This is a genomic window from Rubrobacter marinus, from assembly GCF_011492965.1.
GTDB classification, from domain to species: Bacteria; Actinomycetota; Rubrobacteria; order Rubrobacterales; family Rubrobacteraceae; genus Rubrobacter_F; species Rubrobacter_F marinus.
Genome location: NZ_CP045121.1, coordinates 24,647 through 38,956, shown reverse-complemented (window position 1 = coordinate 38,956; position 14,310 = coordinate 24,647). Strand labels below are relative to the sequence as shown.

The following is a 14,310-nucleotide window of genomic DNA, read 5'->3' as shown; positions in this document are numbered from 1 at the left end:
CCACAACCCGAACCCCCGCTCCTCCCAGTGGCGGACGAAGCGCGAGACCTAATCCTCGCTCCCCTCGCGGTCGAGCACGGCGGGCAGGCAACGCATGACCTCCGGGTCGGAGCACATGCGGGCGTAGGGGTCGAGGTCGCTCTCCCTCCACCCGCGCAGGGGCAGCCGCTCGGTCCGTATCTCCGGCACCGCTACTCCCAGAACCGCCGGTCCAGGTTCTGATCGTCCTGGTGGAAGTGGACCTCGACGACCCTGCCGGCCCGCACCCGGTAGACGGCGACCTCCTTGCCTTCGAGGGCTTCCCCGTGACGTTCGGCCGACCAGTCGACGAGGGCCACGGCGTGCTCCCCGTTGGCGACGATCTCCTGCGGCCGGAGGCTGAAGGTACCCCCGGTACGGCCGCGGGCGTCCCGGATCATGGCGAGCACGGCGTCGGGGCCGTGGAGGTCGCCGGTGTGCCCGGCACCCACGTCGGGCTCGTGCCAGATCACGTCCCCGGAGAGCACGGAGCGGATGGCGCCTTCGTCGTTCCGGTCGCGGGCATCGTACAGACAGCGTATCAGCGCGGCGTTGGGGTGCTCGGACGGAGGTTTCTTGCCGGAGGTCTCGAACGCGAGGCGTTGCTTGAGCGAGGCTTTTACCCTCGGCCATTCTTCATCGATGATGCTGTAGTAGGCGGAGTCCCGGCGATCCCCGCCGCGTACCAGCATGTGCTTGCGAAAGACGCCCTCGAAGCGTGCAGGAAGCGCCTCTAGGGCAGCGCGGGAGCGTTCGTTGCGGGAGTCGGTCTTGAACTCGACACGTAAATATCCGAGCCGCTCGAAGGCATGCTCAAGGAGCAGTAGCTTGGCCTCCGTGTTCGTCCCATTGCCCCACACGGAGCGTGACAACCAGGTCCAGCCTATCTCCAGGGCGCGGTGCTCGGGCCGGAGCGCGAGGTAGCGGGTGCTCCCTACAGGCACGCCGTTGCTCGCGTCTAGAACGGCGAAAGCGGCCTCGTTTCCCGCTCTGGACGAACCAAGGGCGCTTCGGAACCACGCGCTGAAACTCTCGCGACTCTCGGACGGGTCGTAGGGCATCCAGCGCCATATTCGTGCGTCCGCAGCAGCCTCGAAGAGGGCATCTTCGTGGCGACTCTCTAATGGCTCTAGGACAACGACCTCTCCCTTCAGCACTGCCGCGGTATTGTCCCGCATGCTCCCTCCAACCTTACGAACGGTGTCTGCCGTAAGCTGCATGAGCCCCGTGCTTTGTCCAGAGATCGTCCACGCTCCCGGCCGCGAACGTGCCTATCGCGACAATATGAGGAGCCCGGAGCCGGGCCGCACTAAGCCGGACGTGCCAACTCGGTCCGGAAGTGCTCTGGATCTTCTATGCGATCGGGAAGTTCTAACGCGCCACCGCTCCTGCAAACGAGCTCTGCGTACTCCTCGAAAGAAAGGAACTCGATCCCCAAGACGTTGCCTTCACGGTCTATGTCCACGTGCGCCCCGAAACCGGGTTCGGCGAGATCTAGGGTCTCCTCGATCTCCCCCTCACGAACCCTTATGTAAAGCGCGCCGCTCTGAGAATCGTGCTCGAACCTCATCGGGCCTTCACCTCCTGGACGGTCGGCCGCGCTCGACAGTAACGACCACCCTCTCGCCCTCTAGACCTGGATTGTAGATTACTTTGGTTGCGAGGCTCCTACCCGGCGGCATCCGCTCCGCAACGACGCGTCCAGCGCTACCCCGATACTCTACATCTGGCCTCTCGAGCGTTGCTCGAACCTCGTCCTCTCGGATGCCGCGTTCTTCCATTCGGCGCCGGGCGTGCGGAAGTATGGAGATCCTCAACGCCGCGTGTGTTTGCTACTCCAGACCCTGCGCCCAGATACGGTCGAGGTCGTAGTCGGAGTAGGTGCGGAAGGCAACCATGGTCTCGGTGCGGGCGACGCCGGGGACCTGGGCGAGCCTCTCGGGGACGATCTCGGCCAACCGCTCGAAGTCGGGGATGCGCACCATGACCACGAGGTCGTAGGGGCCGGTTACGGAGTAGACCTCGGTGACGCCCTCGACCTTCAGCATGGCCTGCGCGGCCTCCGCGACCCTCTCGCTCTCCGTCGTCACCAGGACCACCGCCGTTACCAAAGCTCTACCCCCTCCTATAACCCGAAAGTCACGGTGCCCGTCAGGGCGTTGTTGTCCTCGTTCTGCTCGTACTCGACGGGCCCGACGGAGACCGTCGCCTCGGCGGTCTCGTTGAGCTGGCCGGGCTTGAAGCCGCCGACCTCCACCGTCGCGGAGCCCCCGGGCTCTATGCGCTCGACCCTGGCCGACAGCGCCTGGCGCTCGGCGATGGTGTTGAGCACCACCTCGACGGGCACCCCGGTCTCCGGGACCTCGCCGCTGTTGGTGACGGTCACGAGGAAGATCGGCTCGGCCGAGCCCGTGAGCACGGCGTTCCCGCCCGCGTACAGGGGCTGGCCGCCGACCTCGACGCCGAAGATCTCCACACCGTGCAGCGCGTTCGGGTCGGAGGAGGTCGCCGATGCCGCCCCCGCCGCCTCCGTCTCCAGGCCTAGGGCCTCGTAGTCCATGAACGGCTCGGGCTCGTAGAGGTAGCTCCGGTCCCCCCTCCTCCCGGACGCCTCGAGCGCGTCCTCCGAGGACGGCACGTAGTGGTCCCGGATGATGGCGTCGCTGAGCTTGAAGTCCTCCACGGAGGCCGCGAGCGCCTCGCCGGCCTCCGCCGGTTCCGCGCCGACGGCCCCGGAGAGGTTCTCCAGCGCCTCCGACCGGATGCCTAAAGAGCTGACCACGTAGTGGTGCGCGTCCTCGAAACCGGGCGGCACCTCCTGGTTGTGCAGGGCGTCCAGGTAGTACGTCCGCGCCTTGTCCGAGGCGGCGCTCAGGGCGCCGGCGTCCATGCTCGCCGGGTCCTCGGCCGCGCCCACGAGCGCCCCCTGCAGCTCCTCCCGGCCCAGGTTCGCCGAGTCGCTCAGGGTGCTGTCCGCGCTCGTGACGTACTTGCGCACCTGCGTCGACTCCTGGGCGGCGACGCAGCCCTTGGCGACAAAGAAGATAAAGAAGCAGCAGATCGTGAGAAAGAGGATGGAGCCGAGGAGCGTCACCCAGGGCGGCAGGGTCCTCTCGCGCCGCGGACGGGCGGACGCTCTCGGACGGTTTCCGCCGCGGGAAGACGCCGGTCTCGCGCGGCGAACCTTCGGCCCTGACCTGTGGGATCTACGCTCCAAACAACCCCCGTGTAGGGGCCGGGGGATTGCCGCAGGCAAAGCTCCGCCGGCTGGGACGACCTAGTGGGCGAGGAGGGACTCGAACCCTCACGTCCTTTCGGACACTAGACCCTGAACCTAGCGCGTCTACCGATTCCGCCACTCGCCCGAAGTTCGGTTCAGGAAACCTCGGGGATTGTACCAACCCCGCGGACGCTTGGCTAACAACGGAAAGCCGTATGGTTTTCGCGCGCCGGACCTCGATCAGGGCTTGTACGGGTCGTGGCGGGCGTAGTCCTGCAAGGCCTCGGCGAGCCACTCCTTCTCCTCGTCGATGTAGCGGCCTATGGCGCGGCGGAAGCCCTTGTGCCGGATCTCGTGCGCGCTGTAGGTGATCGAGGGCAGAAAGCCGCGGGCGTGCTTGTGCTCGCCCTGCGCCCCCGCCTCGAAGAGGTCGAAGCCGCGCTCGATGGCGAACTCGATCGCCTGGTAGTAGCAGAGCTCGAAGTGGAGGTTGCGCCGATCCTCGAAGGCGCCCCAGTAGCGGCCGTAGAGGGTCCGCCCCTTGTAGAAGTTGAGGGCGCCCGCGACCGGGCGGCGGGTCGCCCCGTCGCGCGCGAGGACGAGGAGGGTGCGGTCCTTCATCGTCCGGAAGACCTCGTCGAAGAAGGGGGCGGTCAGGTACGGGGAGCCCCACTTCCGATCCAGCGTGCTCAGGTAGAGGCGGTACATGACCTCCGCGTGGCCGCGGGTGAGATCTTCCCCGGTGAGGCGCTCGATGATCAGGCCCTCCTCCGAGAGCTGGCGGCGCTCGCGCGAGATCTGACGCCGCCGCTTGCTCGTGAGCGCCCCGAGGTAGTCGTCGAAGGTGCCGTAGCCGCGGTTGTGCCAGTGGAACTGCAGGGAGTGGCGCACCGCGAACCCCCGGTCCTCGAACTCCCCGAGCTCCTCCTCCGGGAGGAAGAGCGCGTGCGAGGAGCTGACGCCGAGCTCGTCTCCGAGGCCGCGAGCCGCGTCGAGCAGGGCGCGCGCCACCGCCCTGCGCCCCTCCCCGCCCCCCTCGTCCAGATCGCGGCGCAGAAGGAGCTTCGGCCCCGTGGCGGGCGTGAACGGCACGGCGGCGACGAGCTTGGGGTAGTAGCGGAGCCCGTGCTCGCGGTACGCCCGCGCCCACTCCCAGTCGAAGATGTACTCGCCGTAGCTGTCCGTCTTGAGGTAGACCGGGAGCGCGCCGAGCATCCCTCCCCGTCGCCCTCGCACAGGAGGTAGGCCGGCATCCACCCGCTGGACCTGCCGATGCTCCCGGAGCGTTCCAGCGCCTCCAGAAACTCGAGGTCGAAGAACGGGAAGTCCCGGGGCTCGAGGGCCCGCCACGCCCCGCGTCCACCCCGCCGATCCCGGAGATCCGCCCGACCCGCATCACGAAGCTCCCCGCGGGACACCGCCGGCACAAGCTGCGCGGCGCGGAGCAGGTAGCGCGCGAGGATCGCTCACCCCGAAGGCTCGTGTTCTCCGGTTATGCTTGCGCGGGTCCGCGCCTGTTCTTTTGTAAGAGCCGTGAGCAACTCCTGTGCGTTGTGGGGGACGACGGTGGCTATTCTAACCGCAGTCCTCCCGTCTCCCAGTAAACGCTTCGCGACCTCGCGAGGGGCTGCGCGAAGAGGGCTTCGTGCCGCGGACCCGCTGCCTACCAGGGCTCGGGTTCGCTGCTGCCCTTCGCGTTCTTTGTCACCGAGCCGTTCGAGTACTCGTAGGAGAAGACGTACCCGCTCCCGCTCGTCGTCTCCAGCCGGTAGGAGCGCGCCCCGCCCCGCCCGGGGCGACGGAGACGTAGACCCGGCCGATCCTGCCGTCCCCCAGCCCTTGCCGTACGGCGCCACCCCTCGCGCCACTCGATCCCGGGCGCGAGCTCCCTCATGCGCCGGGCGTCGCAGCCACTGTACGAGCCGCCCGCCGACGCCGCGCACGAGTCCATCTCCTCCGCCGCCCCCAGCAGGAGCCCCTTGGCCTCGTCGTCGCTGCCCGTCGAGGACCGCTCCAGGAGCAGCGGCGCGGCCATCGCCGAGAGCAGGGAGAGGGCGAGCAGCCCGGCGAGGAGGGCGGGCAGCAGGCGTCGCCGGGAGCCCTCTGTCTCGCTCCCGGATCCCTCGTCGTGCTCCCGATGTACGAAGCCTTCGCTCACCCTGAGCGGAGTTTATACGCTACGGCCCCCGCCGACCGCCGGTGTCCCCCGGGGAAGCCCCGGGTAGGCTGTCGGAAAGGACGCCCGACGATAGGAGCGAGCTTTGAACCACGCCGCCTGCCGCAACCCCGTCTTCTGCTTGACGCCGCCCTACTTGCTGCGCCGGATCGCCCGTAACGGCTCCCCCGCGCAGAGGGAGACGGCGACGCGCACCCTCGCGAGCGACGGCACCTTCCGCTCGCTCCGGCAGGCCACGCCCCCGTCCCGGGCCCCGGACGCGGGGGTCCGCGGGGTCCTGGAGCCCGAGGGCCGCAAGAGGCGCACGATCTTCGACGTCGGCAACACCCAGAACCTGCCGGGTAGGGTGGCGCGGACCGAGGGGGAGGGCCCGTCCGGGGACGCCGCGGTGGACGAGGCCTACGACGGCCTGGGCGCCACCTACGACTTCTTCTGGGAGGTCTACGAGCGCGACTCCATCGACGACGACGGGCTGCCGCTGAACGGCCACGTCCACTTCGGCGTGGACTACGCCAACGCCTTCTGGGACGGCGAGCGCATGGTCTTCGGCGACGGGGACGGCGAGCTCTTCAACCGGTTCACGATCTCCCTCGACGTCATGGGCCACGAGCTCTCCCACGGCGTCACCCAGTACGAGTCCGGGCTGAACTACATGGGGCAGCCCGGCGCCCTGAACGAGCATCTCTCCGACGTCTACGGCTCCCTGGTGAAGCAGTACCTCCTCGGCCAGACCGCCGAGGAGGCGGATTGGCTCATCGGCGCGGGCCTCCTCACGGAGAACGTCGACGGGGTGGCGCTCCGCTCGATGAGGGAGCCCGGCACCGCCTTCGACGACGAGGTCCTCGGCGAGGACCCGCAGCCCGCCCACATGGACGACTTCGTCAGGACCTTCGAGGACAACGGCGGCGTCCACATAAACTCCGGCATCCCCAACCGGGCCTTCTACCTCGCCGCCGCGGCCCTCGGGGGGAACGCCTGGGAGGTCGCCGGCAGGATCTGGAACGCCACCGCGATCGACCCCAGGCTCAAGCCCGACACCGGCTTCAGACGCTTCGCCCGCCTCACCGCGAGGAACGCCGCCTCCCTCTACGGCTCCGGCGGCCGCGAGGAGGATGCCGTACGAGGGGCCTGGGAGGGCGTCGGGATCACCCCCTAGCCCCGGACGGAGGTAGAACGGAGGTAGGAACGGAGGTAGAAGAATGCGCCTCAAGCTCAAGACGGAAGGGGGGTTCGCGTCCTTCCCGGGGCTCCAGGGCCCGGTCGAGATCGACACGGAGGGGCTCGGGGAGGAGGAGGCCGCCGAGCTCGTGCGCCGCGTCAGGGAGACGCGCTTCTTCGAGCGGCCCGAGGGGCCCGGGGAGCCGCCGCCCGGCGCCGCGGACCTCCGGCTGCACGTCGTCACCGTCGAGGAGGGCGCGCGCAGCCGCACGGTGCGCGCGTACGAGCCCGTCGAAGACCCGGCCCTCCGGGCGCTGATAGAGGCCCTCGACGCGCAGGCGAGGGAGATCCGACGGGCCAGGCGCGGGCGGGGCCCCGGAGGAGGCCCCGTAGGGAGGCCGGGCGGCAACGTACCCCCGTAACAAGCGCCGCTCGGGGGCTATACAATACCGCTTGATGGGAGGGACGCGGTACATCGGCGGCGAGGCCCCCGGGCAGGGCCGCTACGCGCTCGCGGAGATGGTCGGCCGCGGCGGCTTCGCAACCGTCTGGCGGGCCCGCTCCGTCGACGGCAAGAAGGGCTACTTCCGCGGGGGGCGAGAGGTGGCCGTCAAGGTCATCCCCGTCTACAGCTACGGGGAGCGGTCGCGCGCCCTGAGGGAGGGCCAGATCGCCGAGGGCCTCAAGCACCCGAACATCGTGGAGACCCTGGAGGTCATCCCCGGGGACCTCGAGGTCTACCTCGTCACCGAGTTCGTGCGCGGGGACCCCTTGGACGTCGCGGCGCGCCACTACCGGATGGACGACGTCATCGACTCGCTCGTCCAGATCCTCTCGGCCCTGGAGTACGCCCACTCGCGCGGCATCATCCACCGCGACATAAAGCCCCAGAACGCCCTCGTGGACGGCCGCGGAAGGGTGAAGCTCACGGACTTCGGGGTCGCCTACCGGGCCGGGGACACGCGCCTCACCCAGGTCGGCTACGCTGTCGGGACCCCGGGCTATATAGCGCCCGAGATCCTGGACGGCGAGAACCCGACCGAGCTCACCGACATCTACGCCGTCGGCGCGACCGCCCGCGCCCTCCTAGCCCGCCAGCCGGAGGAGCCGCCGCCCAGGCTTCTGGAGTTCGTCAACCGCGCGACCTCGCCCAACCCGGACCACCGCCCCAAGGGCGCGGGCGCCGCCCTCAAACTGCTCACCGGGCGCCGCGACAGCACCGGAGCCCAGAAGACGAGGGTCGTAGACAAGGCCCCGAACAAGGGCGGTGGCGGCGGGTACCTCGGGCACGTCCTGAGGGCGGTCAACGGGATCGTGGCCGGGTGGCTCGGCTACCTCGTGGCCGGCCTGCTCCTCAACGACGCGGCCTCGCTGGGGGTGGCGGCGGGGTTCGGGGTCCTCGGCTACCTCCTGCCGCGCCTCGGCGCTCTGGGGGTGATCGTGGCGCTCGCGGTGGCGCTGGCGAGGAACGGCCAGATCTCCTTCGGGCTCGCGGCGCTGCTGCCGGCCGTGGGGGGCCTCTGGGTCGCCGCGGGCTCCGTCAGCGGGGGGACGAGCCGCCTGCCCCTGGGACCGCTGCTCTCCATCCCGCTCGCGGGCGTTGGCCTCGGGGCGGGGCTGCCGCTGCTCTTCGGCGCGCTCATGCGGCCTCTGGGGGCAGTCCCGTCGGCGGCGATGGGCGCGGCCTCCCTCGTGGTCTACGACCTGGCCTGGGAGGACGGTGCCCTCCCCTACCTCGGCCTCTCCCTGGGGAACCTTCCGCTCGGCGCGGGCCCGGCGGAGTTTCTGCGGCAGGGCGAGGCGCTCGTCGGGGCCTACCCCTCCCTCGGGCTCCTCGCGGTGCTCTGGGCGGTGATGGCCGGGGTCGTCTCGGCGGCCGAGTGGGTGGGACAGTGGGCCCTGGGGCTCGTCGTCGCGGTGGGCGGCGGGGTGCTCGGGTACGCGCTCGCGGTCTCGGAGACGCCCGCGGCGCTCTCAGAGGCTATGACTTCCCTAGGTCTCGCGGCTATAATGTACGGGGCGATCAGGTTCCTAAGCTCCAGAGCGGGCGGGTAAGGATCTCTTTGGGCTTCCTGCGGCAGATAGAGAAGCGGATGGAGTCCCTCGTTGAGGGCATGTTCGGCCGTGCCTTCAGGCGACAGGTCCACCCGGTCGAGATCGCCAAGGGCCTCGCCAAGCAGATGGACGAGGGCAGCATGGTCAGCGTCTCGCGCACCTACGCCCCGAACGACTTCACCGTCCACCTCTCCCAGGCGGACGCCGAGTCCATCCAGGCCTACCAGAGCTCCCTCCGCGACGAGCTCATCCAGTACGCCACCACCCACGCCCAGTCGAAAAACTACCACCTCATGACCCCGCCGAGGGTGCGGTTCACGACGGAGGACACCCTACGCTTCGGCGAGTTCGGCGTCACCGCCAAGCTCACCGGCGGGGACGGCCCCCGCGAGAGGGGGGCGCCCCAGGATACCTCCGGCCAGACGAGGATCTTCCGCACCGACGAGGGCGCGGACGAGGGCGAGGATCAGGGGACGGCCATGATCTCCTCGGATGAGGCGAGAAAACACGGCCTGGCGCGCGAGATCGTCGAGCTCGTCATGGAGGGCGGCGAGGCTCATCCCCTGGAGGGACGCGGTCCCTGGAGCGTCGGCCGCTCCGAGGAGAACGACATCACCATCTCCGACCCGAACGTCTCCAGGCGCCACGCGAGGCTTATTCGCTCCGAGAACGGCTTCGTGGTCGAGGATCTGGGCTCGACGAACGGCACCCTCCTGGACGGGGCGCCCATAGACCGCGAGCGCATCGAGAGCGGCGACGAGCTTACCTTCGGCGGGGTCAACGCCCGCTTCGTGCGGCGCAGGGGCGAGGAAGGAGAGGGGTCCCCCGACCCCGACTCCTTCGGGAACGTCACCGCGCGCCGCACGCCCAGGGGGCGCTAACCGTGCTCGACCTCCAGGTGCCGCTCCTGGCGGCGAAGGCCCTGCTACTGTTGCTGCTCTTCGCCTTCATCTACGTCGTGGTCCGGCGTGGTATCGGCGACCTGCGGGCCGTCCCCGACGACGAGGTCTTCGTCCCCGGGGTCGAGAACAAGACCCCGAGGCGGCGGGCGCAGGAGAAGCCGGCGTACGGGTCCAACGGCCGGGGGAAGAGCTCCGTCCTCGTGGTGGAGGACTCGGAGGTGCTCGCCCCGGAGACCCGCTTCCCCGTGTCGGGCGGCGTCATGGTCCTCGGGCGCTCTTCCGGGAGCGATATCGTGCTGAAAAACGACGACTACGCCTCCGGCGAGCACGCGAGGCTCACCAGGCACGGGGGGCTCATGTACGTCGAAGACGCGGAATCCACGAACGGCACTTACGTCAACGGCCGCAAGGCGGTCGGCGCGACGCCCTTGAGGAGCGGGGATCGGGTCAAGGTGGGCTCCACGACCTTCAGGTACTCGGAGTAGGGAGGGCGATGGGGCTCTACCTCGACGCGTTCGGCTCTACGGACGCCGGCAAGGTCCGCAAGAACAACGAGGACTCGCTCCTCACCGGGGACGGCAAGGACGAGGCGCTCTTCGCGGTCGCCGACGGGATCGGCGGCTTCGAGGCCGGGGAGGTCGCCAGCCGAATCGCCATCGGCGTCCTCGAGGAGCTCGAGCCCGGCGCCTCCCTCGAGGAGGCCGTGAGGGAGGCGAACCGCCGCATCCTCGCGGCGGCGCGCGGGGACGAGAAGCTCTCGGGGATGGGCACGACGATCGTGGCGGCGCGTTTCTCCGTGGGCGGCACAGGAGGCTCCGGGGCGAGCGCGGAGATCTCGCACGTCGGCGACTCCAGGGCGTACCTCCTGCGCGGCGGCGAGCTCGCGCCCATAACCGAGGACCACTCGCTCGTCGCGGAGCTCGTGAGGAGCGGCGACCTCACGCGGGCCCAGGCCTCCGAGCACCCGCAGAAGAACCTGATCACGCGCGCCCTGGGCGCAGAGGACGACGTCCAGGTGGACACGGCGGTCCTGCCCGTGGAGCCGGACGACCGCGTCTTGCTCTGCTCCGACGGCCTCACGGACATGGTCGCGGAAGCGAAGGTTGGCGAGCTTCTGGCCGACCCGGCCCCCGAGGGCGCCGCCCGCGCCCTCGTCAGGGCCGCCCTCGACGCCGGCGGCGCGGACAACGTCACCGTCGTGGTCGTGGACGTCAAGGAGGCCGAGGAGCCCGCCCCGGAGAGGCCGAGGAGCGACACCCAGGAGATGAGGGCCCTCCCTCAGGAGGCCGACGCCGTCGAGGCCCCGCCTCCCCGGCGAGGTAGCCGGAGGCCCACGGGGCGGCGCGCGCCGTCCGCCAAGGCCCGTCAGAGAAACAAGCGGAGCGCCCCGGTCCGGTTGCTCACCTGGATCGTGCGGGCCCTGGCGGCGCTGATGGTGCTTGCCGCGCTCGCCTCGCCCTTCTACCTCTGGGGGAGCAGCCGGTACTACCTGGGCTTCGATTTCGGCGAAGTGGTGATATACCGGGGCCTGCCGGAGGAGTACACCCTCGGGTACACGCTGAACGAGGAGTTCCGGCGCACCGACCTCAGGGAGTCCGAGGTCGGGGAGGCGTACCGCGAGCCCATAGACACGCACAGGCTCTACTCCTCCAGCGAGGACGTCGAGCGGGTCGTGAGGGACCTGGAAGACCAGCAGGAGACCGAACGAGAGGGACGATAGCGGCTTGACCCAGCGAGCGACCATTCCCATGGCCATAGCGCTCCTCGTCACCACCCTGGGGTTTGCGACCCTGATCTTCGTCCAAGAGGCGAAGAGCCCGCCGCTCATCTACGGCGCGTACTACGCCGGGACGATGGTCGCCCTGTACCTCGGCGTCCGGCTCTGGCTGCCGCACTCCGACGCCCTGCTCCTCGCGGTTGTCACCCTGCTGACCGGCGTGGGGCTCGTCATGATCTACCGCTTGACGTACGACGTTCCGGGGGTGGAGAACCTGGCGACGACTCAGGCCGGTTGGATCCTGGTCGGCAGCGCCGCCCTCGTCCTGACGGTGCTGCTCTTCAAGGACTACCACCGCCTCTTCAACTACAAGTACCTTCTCGCCGCCGTCGCCGTCGGCCTCATAGCCTCGACGATCTTCTTCGGCTACGAGGTCAACGGGGCGCAGCTCTGGCTCAGGGTCGGGCCCGTCAACTTCCAGCCCTCCGAGTTCGCCAGGATCGCGCTCATAATCTTCTTCGCCGGCTACCTCGCCGACACCCGCGACCTCCTCGCGGCGACGAGCCGGACCATCCTGGGCGTGCAGGTCCCGGCGCTGAAGTACTTCGGGCCGGTCGCCCTCGTGTGGGCGGCCTCTCTAGGGCTCCTCGTCTTCGAGAAGGACCTCGGGAGCAGCCTGCTCTTCTTCGCCGTGCCGCTCCTGATGCTCTACGTCGCGACGGGCCGCATCGCGTACGTGATCCTCGGCACCGTCCTCTTCTCCGTGGGCTCCCTCGCCACCTACTTCCTCTTCGACCACGTGCAGGTCCGCGTCTCGGCCTGGCTCGACCCCTGGTCGCAGCCGGACACGGGCGGCTTCCAGATACTTCAGAGCCTCTTCTCCATCGCCGACGGCGGCATCACCGGGACGGGCCTGGGCGAGGGGTTCTCGCAGGCCATCCCCGAGGTCGAGACGGACTTTATCTTCTCGGCGATCGCGAGCGAGCTCGGGCTGCTGGGCTCGACGGCGCTCCTCCTGGCCTTTCTCGTCTTCGTGTACCGGGGGATCAAGATCTCGCTGCTCGCCGCCGACGACGCCTCGAAGCTCCTCGCCTTCGGCCTCACCTCGATGTTCGCCTTGCAGACCCTGATCATCGTCGGCGGGGTGACAAAGGCGATCCCCCTGACCGGCATTACCCTCCCCTTCGTCTCCTACGGCGGCTCCTCGGTGGTGGGCAACTTCGTCCTCACGGCCCTGCTCCTCCTCGTCTCGGAGTCGGCCGGAAGGCGCGCCGCCGAGGAGGAGGACCCGGAGGTCGTGGAGGGCGAGGCGGCTTGAACACCCAGCTCAGGCGGACCTTCTACCTGTTCTCGTTCGGGTTCGTCGTGCTCGTCGGGGTGATGGCCTACTGGCAGGTCTACGCGAGGGAGGACCTCACGAACCACCCCTCGAACGGGCTGCAATCCAGGCGGTCGCAGGAGACGCCGCGCGGCATCATCTTCGCCGGGGACGGCGAGACGGTGCTCGCGCGCAGCCAGCGCGCCGAGGGGAACGAGTACGAGCGCATCTACCCCGAGGGCGAGGTCTTCGCCAACGTCGTCGGCTACTGGAGCAGCCGCTTCGGGGGTAGCGGGATCGAGATCGGGCAGAACAACAACCTCTCCGGGACCGGGGAGCCCGAGACCCTCGACGAGCTCCTGAACCAGTTCTCCGGCGGCCCCGAGACCGGCAACAACGTCACGCTCACCATCGACCCGGAGCTCCAGCGCGCCGCCTACGACGAGCTCGCCGGGAGCAACACCGGCCGCGGCGCCGTCGCCGCCTTCGACCCCCGAACCGGCGAGACCCTTGCGCTGGCGACCTACCCCTCCTACGACCCCAACGTCGTCGTGGAGGAGGGCTTCGAGCAGATCTCGGAGCAGCCGGACCAGCCCCTCCTCGACCGGGCCACCCAGGGGCTCTACCCGCCGGGCTCCACGTTCAAGGTCATAACGGCGGCGGCGGCCCTCGAGGCCGGGGTCAGGCCGACGGACCAGTTCGACGACGACGGGACCTACGAGACGCCCGGCTACACCGTCTACAACTACCGGGGCAAGGACTACGGCGAGGTCACCTTCGCCGAGGCCCTCGTCTTCTCCATAAATACCGTCTTCTCCGAGATCGCGGTCGACAGGATCGGGCCGGAGCGGCTCGCGGCGATGGCCCGGGAGTTCGGCTTCGGCGAGGACTACGAGGACTACCCGCTCTACGTAGAGCCGAGCGACCTCGGTCTCCCCCCGGAGGAGTGGGCCGTCGGGAACACCGCCCCGATCTCCTTCGGCCAGGACCGGGTGCTCTCGAACGTCTTCGAGATGGGGCTCGTGGCCTCGGCGGTGGCGAACGACGGCGACATGATGCAGCCCCGGCTCGTGCGCGAGGTCCGCTCCTCCGACGGGGTCATCCTGGATCGGCCCACGCCCCGCCCCCTGAACGAGGTGCTCCCCGGGGCGACGGCGGCCACGCTCACCGACATGATGCAGGGGGTCGTCGAGGACGGGGAGCTGCTCGCGGCGCAGATCGAGGGCACGCCCGTCGCCGGCAAGACCGGCACCGCCGAGAACCCGCAGGGCGAGCCGCACTCGTGGTTTATCTCCTTCGCCCCCGCCGACGACCCCGAGATAGCCATAGCCGTCATGGTCGAGAACGGCGGCATCATCGGCGAGGACGGCGCCGCCGAGACCCCGGCCCTCACGATCGCGGGCAACCTCATGAGGACCTACCTCGACCGCCCGGCCCCCGCTCCCCCCGCCCGCCAGGACGCCAACCCGCCGGGCATCCCCGGCGGAGACGTCGGGGGCCAGTCGGTCCAGCCCGGCGGACAGCAGCAGCAGCAGCAGCAGCAGCAGCAGCAGCAGCAGCAGCAGCAGACGCCGCCCGACGCGTTCGCTCCGTTCCGCAACCAGTCGCCGCAGCAGACGCCGCAGCAACAGCAACAGCAGCAGTTCCAGCCGCCGGCCTCCCAGCAGCAGCAACCGTTCGGGGTGCCGCAGCAGCAGCAAGGCGTGCCGCAGCAGCAGCTCGAAGAGGGGCCGGGCGGATGAAGAC

The 14,310-nt window shown here is 69.6% G+C and carries 16 protein-coding genes, 1 tRNA gene and 1 pseudogene; 8 read left to right on the top strand and 10 right to left on the bottom strand.

Going from position 1 to position 14,310, the window contains the following annotated elements:
- Positions 1-48: 48 nt before the first annotated feature.
- The 10 genes and pseudogenes from GBA65_RS00210 to GBA65_RS00165 all read right to left on the bottom strand — a co-directional run bounded on the left by GBA65_RS00210 (position 49) and on the right by GBA65_RS00165 (position 5,396).
- Positions 49-189 carry a GNAT family N-acetyltransferase gene (locus tag GBA65_RS00210; protein ID WP_166394862.1) on the bottom strand — a complete coding sequence of 47 codons (141 nt, stop codon included), beginning with the start codon at positions 187-189 and terminating at the stop codon, positions 49-51.
- Between the two features lie 2 nt (positions 190-191).
- The gene (locus tag GBA65_RS00205; protein WP_166394861.1) at positions 192-1,196 is read right to left on the bottom strand and encodes a GNAT family N-acetyltransferase; all 1,005 of its coding nucleotides are present in this window, start codon (positions 1,194-1,196) and stop codon (positions 192-194) included.
- Between the two features lie 131 nt (positions 1,197-1,327).
- The gene (locus GBA65_RS00200; protein WP_166394860.1) at positions 1,328-1,588 is read right to left on the bottom strand and encodes a DUF2283 domain-containing protein; all 261 of its coding nucleotides are present in this window, start codon (positions 1,586-1,588) and stop codon (positions 1,328-1,330) included.
- Between the two features lie 7 nt (positions 1,589-1,595).
- Positions 1,596-1,799 carry a hypothetical protein gene (locus tag GBA65_RS25900; protein WP_407691125.1) on the bottom strand — a complete coding sequence of 68 codons (204 nt, stop codon included), beginning with the start codon at positions 1,797-1,799 and terminating at the stop codon, positions 1,596-1,598.
- Positions 1,800-1,850: 51 nt separating this feature from the next.
- Entirely contained in the window at positions 1,851-2,129 is a 279-nt protein-coding gene (locus tag GBA65_RS00190) for an Lrp/AsnC family transcriptional regulator (RefSeq protein WP_166394858.1), read from the bottom strand.
- Positions 2,130-2,143: 14 nt separating this feature from the next.
- On the bottom strand, positions 2,144-3,112 hold the full coding sequence (locus GBA65_RS00185) for a hypothetical protein (protein ID WP_166394857.1): 969 nt from the start codon (positions 3,110-3,112) through the stop codon (positions 2,144-2,146).
- A gap of 187 nt (positions 3,113-3,299) precedes the next feature.
- Positions 3,300-3,383, bottom strand: a tRNA-Leu gene (locus tag GBA65_RS00180).
- Positions 3,384-3,478: 95 nt separating this feature from the next.
- A complete protein-coding gene (locus GBA65_RS00175; protein WP_166394856.1) occupies positions 3,479-4,453 on the bottom strand; it encodes a GNAT family N-acetyltransferase in 975 nt (324 codons plus the stop codon).
- Positions 4,454-4,524: 71 nt separating this feature from the next.
- Positions 4,525-4,656: pseudogene (locus tag GBA65_RS25895) on the bottom strand (hypothetical protein); the annotation flags it as partial.
- 245 nt (positions 4,657-4,901) lie between these two features.
- Complete coding sequence (locus GBA65_RS00165; protein WP_166394855.1) at positions 4,902-5,396, bottom strand: hypothetical protein; 495 nt, start codon at positions 5,394-5,396, stop codon at positions 4,902-4,904.
- 103 nt (positions 5,397-5,499) lie between these two features.
- Here GBA65_RS00165 and GBA65_RS00160 point away from each other — a divergent pair, with 103 nt between their 5' ends.
- Genes GBA65_RS00160 through GBA65_RS00125 form a run of 8 tightly spaced genes read left to right on the top strand, consistent with a single transcriptional unit; the run spans position 5,500 to position 14,306 of the window.
- The gene (locus GBA65_RS00160; protein ID WP_166394854.1) at positions 5,500-6,570 is read left to right on the top strand and encodes a M4 family metallopeptidase; all 1,071 of its coding nucleotides are present in this window, start codon (positions 5,500-5,502) and stop codon (positions 6,568-6,570) included.
- A gap of 43 nt (positions 6,571-6,613) precedes the next feature.
- Entirely contained in the window at positions 6,614-6,994 is a 381-nt protein-coding gene (locus GBA65_RS00155; protein WP_207956013.1) for a protealysin inhibitor emfourin, read from the top strand.
- A 34-nt stretch (positions 6,995-7,028) separates the two neighbouring features.
- The gene (locus GBA65_RS00150) at positions 7,029-8,627 is read left to right on the top strand and encodes a serine/threonine-protein kinase (protein ID WP_166394853.1); all 1,599 of its coding nucleotides are present in this window, start codon (positions 7,029-7,031) and stop codon (positions 8,625-8,627) included.
- A gap of 38 nt (positions 8,628-8,665) precedes the next feature.
- Positions 8,666-9,508: an FhaA domain-containing protein gene (locus GBA65_RS00145; protein WP_166394852.1), complete on the top strand. Its 843-nt coding sequence runs from the start codon at positions 8,666-8,668 to the stop codon at positions 9,506-9,508.
- A gap of 2 nt (positions 9,509-9,510) precedes the next feature.
- Complete coding sequence (locus tag GBA65_RS00140; protein ID WP_166394851.1) at positions 9,511-10,014, top strand: FHA domain-containing protein; 504 nt, start codon at positions 9,511-9,513, stop codon at positions 10,012-10,014.
- An 8-nt stretch (positions 10,015-10,022) separates the two neighbouring features.
- Positions 10,023-11,249: a Stp1/IreP family PP2C-type Ser/Thr phosphatase gene (locus tag GBA65_RS00135; protein WP_166394850.1), complete on the top strand. Its 1,227-nt coding sequence runs from the start codon at positions 10,023-10,025 to the stop codon at positions 11,247-11,249.
- 4 nt (positions 11,250-11,253) lie between these two features.
- Positions 11,254-12,564, top strand: coding sequence for an FtsW/RodA/SpoVE family cell cycle protein (locus GBA65_RS00130; RefSeq protein ID WP_166394849.1), 1,311 nt, complete (start codon positions 11,254-11,256; stop codon positions 12,562-12,564).
- Positions 12,561-14,306, top strand: coding sequence for a peptidoglycan D,D-transpeptidase FtsI family protein (locus GBA65_RS00125; RefSeq protein ID WP_166394848.1), 1,746 nt, complete (start codon positions 12,561-12,563; stop codon positions 14,304-14,306). The genes GBA65_RS00130 and GBA65_RS00125 overlap by 4 nt, the downstream gene beginning before the upstream one ends.
- The last annotated feature ends 4 nt before the right edge of the window (positions 14,307-14,310 follow it).

Excerpts from the sequence above, each read along its gene's own strand:
- GBA65_RS00135 (WP_166394850.1), top strand. The coding sequence starts at position 10,023 with ATGGGGCTCTACCTCGACGCGTTCGGCTCTACGGACGCCGGCAAGGTC.
- GBA65_RS00175 (WP_166394856.1), bottom strand. The coding sequence starts at position 4,453 with ATGCTCGGCGCGCTCCCGGTCTACCTCAAGACGGACAGCTACGGCGAG.
- GBA65_RS00155 (WP_207956013.1), top strand. The coding sequence starts at position 6,614 with ATGCGCCTCAAGCTCAAGACGGAAGGGGGGTTCGCGTCCTTCCCGGGG.
- GBA65_RS00145 (WP_166394852.1), top strand. The coding sequence starts at position 8,666 with ATGGAGTCCCTCGTTGAGGGCATGTTCGGCCGTGCCTTCAGGCGACAG.
- GBA65_RS00200 (WP_166394860.1), bottom strand. The coding sequence starts at position 1,588 with ATGAGGTTCGAGCACGATTCTCAGAGCGGCGCGCTTTACATAAGGGTT.
- GBA65_RS00150 (WP_166394853.1), top strand. The coding sequence starts at position 7,029 with ATGGGAGGGACGCGGTACATCGGCGGCGAGGCCCCCGGGCAGGGCCGC.
- GBA65_RS25900 (WP_407691125.1), bottom strand. The coding sequence starts at position 1,799 with ATGGAAGAACGCGGCATCCGAGAGGACGAGGTTCGAGCAACGCTCGAG.
- GBA65_RS00205 (WP_166394861.1), bottom strand. The coding sequence starts at position 1,196 with ATGCGGGACAATACCGCGGCAGTGCTGAAGGGAGAGGTCGTTGTCCTA.